General features: G+C 67.5%; 8 protein-coding genes. 6 read left to right on the forward strand and 2 right to left on the reverse strand.

What is annotated here, in order from left to right:
* Window positions 1-299 precede the first annotated feature (299 nt).
* Entirely contained in the window at window positions 300-1619 is a 1320-nt protein-coding gene (locus CEK66_RS19545; RefSeq protein WP_152238011.1) for an L-fuconate dehydratase, read from the forward strand.
* 372 nt (window positions 1620-1991) lie between these two features.
* Here CEK66_RS19545 and CEK66_RS19550 read toward each other — a convergent pair whose 3' ends face one another.
* Both CEK66_RS19550 and fucP read right to left on the reverse strand, forming a co-directional pair.
* Window positions 1992-2366 (reverse strand): L-rhamnose mutarotase, encoded by a 375-nt coding sequence (locus CEK66_RS19550; protein WP_152238012.1) that lies wholly within the window; start codon window positions 2364-2366, stop codon window positions 1992-1994.
* Window positions 2367-2369: 3 nt separating this feature from the next.
* The gene (gene fucP / locus CEK66_RS19555; protein WP_152238013.1) at window positions 2370-3677 is read right to left on the reverse strand and encodes an L-fucose:H+ symporter permease; all 1308 of its coding nucleotides are present in this window, start codon (window positions 3675-3677) and stop codon (window positions 2370-2372) included.
* A 211-nt stretch (window positions 3678-3888) separates the two neighbouring features.
* Here fucP and CEK66_RS19560 point away from each other — a divergent pair, with 211 nt between their 5' ends.
* From CEK66_RS19560 to CEK66_RS19580, 5 genes are all read left to right on the forward strand, one after another.
* A complete protein-coding gene (locus CEK66_RS19560; protein WP_017910861.1) occupies window positions 3889-4641 on the forward strand; it encodes an IclR family transcriptional regulator in 753 nt (250 codons plus the stop codon).
* Window positions 4642-5163: 522 nt separating this feature from the next.
* Window positions 5164-5391, forward strand: coding sequence for a hypothetical protein (locus CEK66_RS20475; RefSeq protein WP_193312723.1), 228 nt, complete (start codon window positions 5164-5166; stop codon window positions 5389-5391).
* A gap of 520 nt (window positions 5392-5911) precedes the next feature.
* On the forward strand, window positions 5912-6472 hold the full coding sequence (locus tag CEK66_RS19570) for a TlpA disulfide reductase family protein (protein ID WP_193312725.1): 561 nt from the start codon (window positions 5912-5914) through the stop codon (window positions 6470-6472).
* A gap of 3 nt (window positions 6473-6475) precedes the next feature.
* Entirely contained in the window at window positions 6476-6691 is a 216-nt protein-coding gene (locus CEK66_RS19575) for a hypothetical protein (protein ID WP_026143700.1), read from the forward strand.
* A 227-nt stretch (window positions 6692-6918) separates the two neighbouring features.
* Entirely contained in the window at window positions 6919-7521 is a 603-nt protein-coding gene (locus CEK66_RS19580; protein WP_193312724.1) for a hypothetical protein, read from the forward strand.
* The last annotated feature ends 82 nt before the right edge of the window (window positions 7522-7603 follow it).

Below are 7603 nucleotides of genomic sequence, written 5' to 3' on the forward strand. Positions count from 1 at the left end.
ACGCCGTGCCGGCGAGCGCCTAGCGGGATGTGGGATGACTGGAGGTTGGATATGCCGTGCGGGCGGACCCTCACCCCAACCCCTCTCCCGACGGGAGATGGGCTTGCAGCCTTTCCTTCTCCCGCTGGGAGAAGGTGCCCCGAAGGGGCGGATGAGGGTGCGGGCGCAGCCTCGTGCGTCCTGACACTGCGAGACGCTTCGCGCCGCACCCTCACCCCAACCCCTCTCCCGGGGGGAGAGGGGCTGCTCCATCGTTGTTTTCGACTGTTTCTCTTTCCGCCTCACCCACCAGGATCCCCATGAGCAAAATCGTCGCGCTCGAGACCTTCGACGTCCGTTTCCCCACCTCGCGCGAACTGGACGGTTCCGATGCGATGAATCCGGATCCGGATTATTCGGCCGCCTATCTGCGCCTGCGTACCGATGCCGACGACGGCCTTGCCGGCTACGGCCTGGCCTTCACCATCGGCCGCGGCAACGACGTGCAGAGCGCGGCGGTGGCGGCGCTGGCGCATCACGTGGTCGGCCGCGACGTGGAGACGGTGATCGGCGACCTGGGCGGGTTCGCGCGCAGCCTCACCGACGACTCGCAGCTGCGCTGGCTGGGCCCGGAGAAGGGCGTGATGCACATGGCCATCGGCGCCGTGGTCAACGCCGCCTGGGACATGGCCGCGCGCCGCGCCGGCAAGCCGCTGTGGCGCTTCATCGCCGAGCTGTCGCCGGAACAACTGGTGGCCGCGATCGACTTCCGCTACCTCAGCGACGCGCTGACCCCGGACGAGGCGCTGGCCATGTTGCGCGATGCCCAACCGCTGCGCGACGAGCGTATCCAGACCCTGCTCGAACAGGGCTATCCGGCCTACACCACCTCGCCCGGCTGGCTCGGCTATTCCGACGAGAAGCTGGTGCGCCTGGCCAAGGAAGCGGTGGCCGATGGCTTCCGCACCATCAAGCTCAAGGTCGGCGCCAACGTGGAGGACGACATCCGCCGTTGCCGCCTGGCGCGCGCCGCGATCGGCCCGGACATCGCCATGGCGGTGGACGCCAACCAGCGTTGGGACGTGGGCCCGGCGATCGCCTGGATGCGCCAGCTCGCCGAATTCGACATCGCCTGGATCGAGGAGCCGACCAGCCCCGACGACGTGCTCGGCCACGCCGCGATCCGCCGCGGCATCGCCCCGGTGCCGGTGTCCACCGGCGAGCACACCCAGAACCGGGTGGTGTTCAAGCAGTTGCTGCAGGCCGGCGCGGTGGACCTGATCCAGATCGACGCCGCGCGCGTGGGCGGCGTCAACGAGAACCTGGCGATCCTGCTGCTGGCGGCCAAGTTCGGCGTGCGCGTGTTTCCGCATGCCGGCGGCGTGGGCCTGTGCGAACTGGTGCAGCATCTGGCGATGGCCGATTTCGTCGCCATCACCGGCAAGATGGAAGACCGCGCGATCGAGTTCGTCGACCACCTGCACCAGCACTTCGTCGATCCGGTGCGGATCGTCCACGGCCGCTATCTGGCGCCGACCACGCCGGGCTTCTCGGCCGAGATGCACGCCGCCTCGGTCACCCAGTTCCTGTATCCGGATGGCCCGTTCTGGAGCGCGGATCTGGCCGCGCAGGTCGGCTGACGCCAGCGACCTTGGTGCGCTTCCGCCGAAGGAAGCGCGCCGGTTGCGGTGGTTGCCAGTGCATCTGTCGCGGCTGAAGCCGCTCCTGTGACGGCGGCGGCAGCGGTGCTGGATCGCTCGCTGTGGGAGCGACTTCAGTCGCGACGCACGAACCTGTGAACGCACCAGCTTCGACAGCACTCGGGGCTGAAGTCCCTCCCACACACGTCACACAGCATCCGCCGCGCCTGCCGCGACCTCTGCAACCGCACCTGCCGCACTCTCTGCAACCGTAGAAGCGGCTTCAGCCGCGACGAGCGAAGCGGTAAACCAACCGGTCTCGCGCGCGCTCGGCGCCGGCTTTCCAACACACGCGTACGCCCACGCAATACCTCAGCCCGCGCCGTTGCGCTCCTGCGCGGCCAGCGCCGCCTGCAAGGAAAAGATCTGCAGCGCTTCGCGCCATTTCTCGCCGGGCGCCGAACCGGGTAGGGGTTTCTGGAAGCGCCACATCAACTCCTCCCACGCCTGCACGCGCGGATCGGCGGCGTCGGCGGCGGCCTTGGCGGCGGGCGAATAGTCCTCGTCCACCTCCATCAGCATCACCAGGCGGTCGCCGCAGCGGTGGATGTCCAGCTCGCGGATGCCGGCGGCGCGCAGCGAGGCGACGATCTCCGGCCACACGGTGTCGGGCCGGTGCCAGCGTTCGTATTCGGCGATCAGCGCCGGGTCGTCGTGCAGGTCCAGCAGGTAGCAATGACGCGGCATGGTTCAGGCTCCACGGGCGGAGGGAAGGGGCGCCACGCGGTTTCGCGCCGCATGCAGCGCGAAGCCGAGGATCACCGCGAAGCCGATCGCGGGCACCGCCAGCGCCCAGTGGATGCCGGCATGGTCGGACACCGCGCCCATCACGGCGGTCAACGCGGCGCCGCCGATGATCGCCATGACGATCAGCGAGGCCCCCAGCTTGCGCGCGTCGTCGTCCAGTCCGTCCAGGCCCAGGGCGAAGATGGTCGGGAACATCACCGACATGAACAGGCTGCTGGCGACCAGCGCATACAGGCCGATCCAGCCCGGCAGCGCCACCGCCACCGCGCACAGCAGCAGGTTGAGCAGGGCGAACACGCCCAGCAGCCGTGCCGGCGCCAGGAAGCGCAGCAGCGCGGTGCCGATGAAGCGGCCGGCCATGAACAGCACCAGCGACAGGGTGAGGAAATCGGCGGCGGTCTTCTCCGGGGTGCCGGGCACGCCGTCCTGCAGGTAGCGGATCAGGTAGCTCCAGATGCCCACCTGCGCGCCGACGTAGAAGAACTGCGCGATCACCGCGAACACGAAACGGCCATTGCGCCGCAACTGGCCGAAGCCGCCGGCGCGCGCGCCATCGCCACCGGCGCGGGTGGCGGGGAAGCGGGTCAGACCGATCAGCAGCGCCCACAGCAGCACCACCGCACCGATGATCAGGTACGGCGTCTGCACCGCCAGCGACTCGGTGGCGAAGAAGGCCTCGCGCGCGGCCGGCGTCATCGCCGCCAGTTCCTGTGGCGTGTGCTCCACGCCGGAGAGGATGAAGTGCTGGCCGACCAGGATGCCGGTGATCGACCCCAGCGGATTGAACGCCTGCGCCAGGTTCAGCCGCCGCGCCGCGCCCTCGGCGGGGCCGAGCACGGTGACCAGCGGGTTGGCAGTGGTTTCCAGGAAGGCCAGGCCGCTGGCGATGACGAACAGCGCCAGCAGGAACAGCCAGTAGGTGTGCACCTGCGCGGCGGGGTAGAACAGGAACGCGCCGACCGCGTACAGCAGCAGGCCCAGCACCACCGCGGCCTTGTAGCTGTAGCGGCGCATGAACATCGCCGCCGGGATCGCGAACACGAAGTAGCCCAGGTAGAACGCGCTCTGCACAAGCCCGGCCTGCAGATCAGTCAGCTCGAAGGCCTTCTTGAACTGCTTGATCAGGATGTCGTTGAGGTTGTTCGCCATGCCCCAGAGAAAGAACAGGCTGACGATCAGGACCAACGGCGCAAGCGCGGTCCGGGTGAGACTGGCGGATGCCGGTGTGGCGGATTCGCTGCTGTAGTGCATTGCCGCCTACCCCTCCCAAGGTGTGCCGCGTCGCGTTCGGATTGTCGGCGGAGCGTACTGCGCCGGCGAGTGCCATGCAAATATAAAATTTGAGTTCATATGTGGATTGCAATGCAGCATCGACGCGTGGGCTGCGGGCCCCAGGCGGTGCGAGCCGGTGCGGCGTCCCTGTACCCTAGTCCTCTTCACCTGCTGCCGGGTCCTCGACGGAATGACCACCCCCTTGCCCAAGTACCGCGCGCCCGCCCTGGACAAGGGGCTGGACATCCTGGAGCTGCTGGCGCGCGACGGGCGGCCGATGAGCATGGGCGAGATCTCGCAGGGCATCGGCCGCTCGCGCGGCGAGATCTTCCGCATGCTGCAGGTGCTGGAAGAGCGCGGCTACCTGACCCGTACTGCGGGCGAGGGCGGCTACACGCTGACCAATCGCCTGTTCATGCTCGGCATGCAGCAGCCGCGGGTGCAGAACGTCACCGAAGTGGCGCTGCCGGTGATGCGCGCGCTGGCCGATGCGATCCGCCAGCCCTGCCACTTGGTGGCGCCGTCGGACGACCAGATCGTGGTCATCGCGCAGATGGACGTGCCCAGCGACCTCGGCCTGGTGGTGCGCCCCGGCCACCGTCGCCCGTTCGCGCACTCCACCTCCGGCCTGGTGCTGTTCGCTTTCCAGCCGGCCGATGCGCAGGCGCAATTGCTGCAGCGCCTGGACGCCAGCGAGGTGGCGTACGACCGCGCCGCGTTCCTGGCCGCGGCGCAGGAAGTGCACGCGCTGGGCTACAGCATCCACCCCAGCGAGGCGGTGGTCGGCGTGATCGACCTCACCGCGCCGATCCTGCAGCACGGCGTCGCCCGCTACACCCTGACCGTGCCCTTCATCGAACGTCGCCCGCAACCGATCGACGCACAGGCGGCGATGCGCGCGGTGTGCGATGCGGCGGCGCAGATCAGTGCGGCGTTGGCGTAGGTGCCGTGATCCTGGCGAGTCCGGGGCTGGGATACTGGGAAGGAGTGTATGAAGCGGGCGGAGGGTATTCCTTTGGGCACCACGGTATCCTTGGTCAGCACCGGCGCCGTCAGCACTGGCGCCTAACACTTCATCCAAGCAAACTCGCTGGCGCGATCCGCTTAATGCAAGCGTTAGACATCAATATGGATCAACGGAAGCTCGTTTTATACCTTGAAGCTTCGTTTGCTGCATATGACGCGACTCTCGCACCACCGCGAGATGTCGTTCTTGCTGGCTTGAGTGCAATCTGGCCTTCTGATTACTGGGCCGGGCTCGCTATTGGCTGGCTTGAAGAGGGGGCGCCAATCGATAGTGAAATAGCTCAGGTGCTTGACGCCATGGTCAAGGGACCTTTCTCGCAAAGTGTTCGCCATCGAGCATTCGCATTAGCTAGGCGCTGGCACCAGGCGCACAATGTCTAGCCATTCGTTCAAATTGGATGCGCGTACCTCGCACTGCTTAACTAAAACTTTAAGCTGCATGAGTCAGATTCCGTCACAGGCAGAGATTTGCAAGAAATTCCACTCGCTGTTTGATCCTCCCGGTGAGGACGAGCGCGTGGGCGTCGCACTTTCTACTCTCCCGCAAGTTCCACTCAATGCTCTGCGGCATCCCCGCAAAAAGATACGTGCGGCTGGTATGTCTGGGGCGGAGAGTTATCCGATCATCCTGACTTCTTTCAGCCGCTTCACGTCCATCATCTCGTAGCGCACGTCCCGTCGATCGTTCCTTACCTGGCTCTGGGGCCTGGCTGGCGAGTGCTTCTAGCTCCTGGGCACGTGGGCGTCTGGTATGACCCGGCACTTTTAGCTGTTTAGTATGCGGCCTAACAGCGCATTCAATCCGTGCAGCTTGGTGCCTCGGCTCAGTTCAAACGTTCGACTGCCTGGCCTGTCTTCGGAAGCGCAGCGCTTGAGAGCAATCTCGAGCGACGTAACGCTACCCGTGCGTCGACCATGCGATGCATCCCCCGTGCCGCTGCTCTCGCACCGTGCATGCGCCGAGCACGCGATAAGGTCAGCAAATGCCCGCGCCTGCGCTGCATGCCCACATATGCGCCACACTGCTGGAATGCGCGCCCATGGTGCACGTGACTCGATCCCCAGCCTGATCACGTAGTCGCTGTACGTGCGCGCAAAGCGTTGACCTGTGCGCCACCGCTGCGCAGCCTGCAGGGAACACGGCGACATGGGCACACGGCATGGCACGGCGGTTTCCCTGGAATTGGTTGGCGGTGCTGGCGGCCTGCGCGTTGGTGCTGGTGCTGGCCTGGCAGAACCGCGGTCTGCGCGAGGAACGGCGCTGGTTCGTCACCCGCACCACCGAGCCGTATTTGGGCATGTACGTGCCGCGCATCGCCGCTACCACGTTGGACGGTGCGCCGCTGACGCTGGGTGAGCCGGCGGCCGAGCGGCAGGTCTTGTTCTTCTTCACCACCACCTGCCCGTACTGCAAGCGCTCGGCGCCGCAGATGGTGCAGGCCGCGCAGCGTCTGGCCGCGCAGCAGCCCGACGTGCAGGTGCTGGGCGTGTGCCAGTGCAGCCCAGCACAGGCGCAGCGCTACGCCGCCGAGCAAGGCTTCACGTTTCCGGTGACCACGTTGACCGACCGCCGCGCACTGATGCTGTTCCGCGCGCGCAACGTGCCGACGCTGCTGGCGCTGGACCACGAAGGACGCGTGCGCTATGCGCGCGTCGGCGTTTTCGAGACCACGGAGCGGATGCAGGACCTGATGGCCGCAGTGCGTCGCACGGATGCGCCGCCGGCCTTGGCAACCATCGAGGAGTAAGCCATGAAACAGCGTTGGACAGCGTTACGCAACGGGATGCTTGCAGCCGTGTTCCTGGCCAGCATGGGCTTCGGCGCGGTGCAGGCGACCGCCGGCGACGGAATCGAGAAGGAGGCGGCCTGCAGCGCCTGGGCCTGCCAGCAGGAGTGCGCGCCGTTCGGCGGCGAGTTGGGGCCGGGCGGACCAGGAAAGCCGTTGGTCTGCTACTGCTGCGGCTGAGCAGCGCCGGAGCCGGCCGCGCCAGGCCGGCTCCGGCATCGGGGGCGCGATGGCGGCGATCAGCGATTGAGCATCTGCCGCGGTGCGACTCCGTCATCACTCCGCCAACCTACAAGTCGCTCCCGGTACGCGCGATTGCGCCCTGCATCCTGGCCAGCCGCCGCCGATTCACGCAGGTTTGCGCGCTGGCTGGGCATGGTGGAACGCAGACCAACCAGGAGCGTTCCATGACCTCACCTCTTCATCCCGTCCGCCTGACCCTGCTTGCCGCGCTCACCGCCGTGGCGCTGAGCGGCTGCGGCAAGCCCGGCGACCAGGCCTCGCGCACCGCACCGGCCACCTCGCCGGAGCCCACCGCCGCGCCGGTCGGTGGCGAAAGCGGACGCGCGCCGATCGGTGGCGATGCCTCGGCCAAGGCGATGCTGCAGGTGTTGGAGGGCAACGTGGTGGCGCTGTCCAAGCAGGCGCTGTCGCGCAACGTCAGCAAGACCGTGGCCGACTTCGCCCGCGAGACCGTCGCCGTGCACCACGACGCCGACCCGGCCACAGCCGGCAAGGGTGGCCCCGGCGATGCGGAGAAGATCGCCGCGCAGGTGGCCAAGGGCCGCGCGCAGTTGCAGGCGCTGGGCGATGAAAAGGACAACTCCGCCTACATGAACGCCTACGCGGCGGCAGTGGTGCGGCAGTACTCCGACGCGCTGTCGGTGATCGATGCCGAGCTGGTGCCGGCGGCCAAGGAAGACGCCACCCGCCAGGAACTGCAGCAGGCGCGCAAGCGCATCGCCGAGCAACTGGAGCGCGCGCAGGCGCTGGCCTCGGCCCGCTACTGAGCACCTAGCCCCTCTCCCGTTGGGGCGACAGGGTGCGGCCTGCGCCACTGGCGCGCGCACCCTGTCGCCCCAACGGGAGAGG

Source organism: Xanthomonas sp. LMG 12460 (genome assembly GCF_009192895.1).
Taxonomy (GTDB): Bacteria; Pseudomonadota; Gammaproteobacteria; order Xanthomonadales; family Xanthomonadaceae; genus Xanthomonas_A; species Xanthomonas_A sontii.

Coding starts and splice junctions, on each gene's coding strand:
- CEK66_RS19545 (WP_152238011.1), top strand. CDS start 300: ATGAGCAAAATCGTCGCGCTCGAGACCTTCGACGTCCGTTTCCCCACC.
- CEK66_RS19550 (WP_152238012.1), bottom strand. CDS start 2,366: ATGCCGCGTCATTGCTACCTGCTGGACCTGCACGACGACCCGGCGCTG.
- fucP (WP_152238013.1), bottom strand. CDS start 3,677: ATGCACTACAGCAGCGAATCCGCCACACCGGCATCCGCCAGTCTCACC.
- CEK66_RS19560 (WP_017910861.1), top strand. CDS start 3,889: ATGACCACCCCCTTGCCCAAGTACCGCGCGCCCGCCCTGGACAAGGGG.
- CEK66_RS20475 (WP_193312723.1), top strand. CDS start 5,164: ATGAGTCAGATTCCGTCACAGGCAGAGATTTGCAAGAAATTCCACTCG.
- CEK66_RS19575 (WP_026143700.1), top strand. CDS start 6,476: ATGAAACAGCGTTGGACAGCGTTACGCAACGGGATGCTTGCAGCCGTG.
- CEK66_RS19580 (WP_193312724.1), top strand. CDS start 6,919: ATGACCTCACCTCTTCATCCCGTCCGCCTGACCCTGCTTGCCGCGCTC.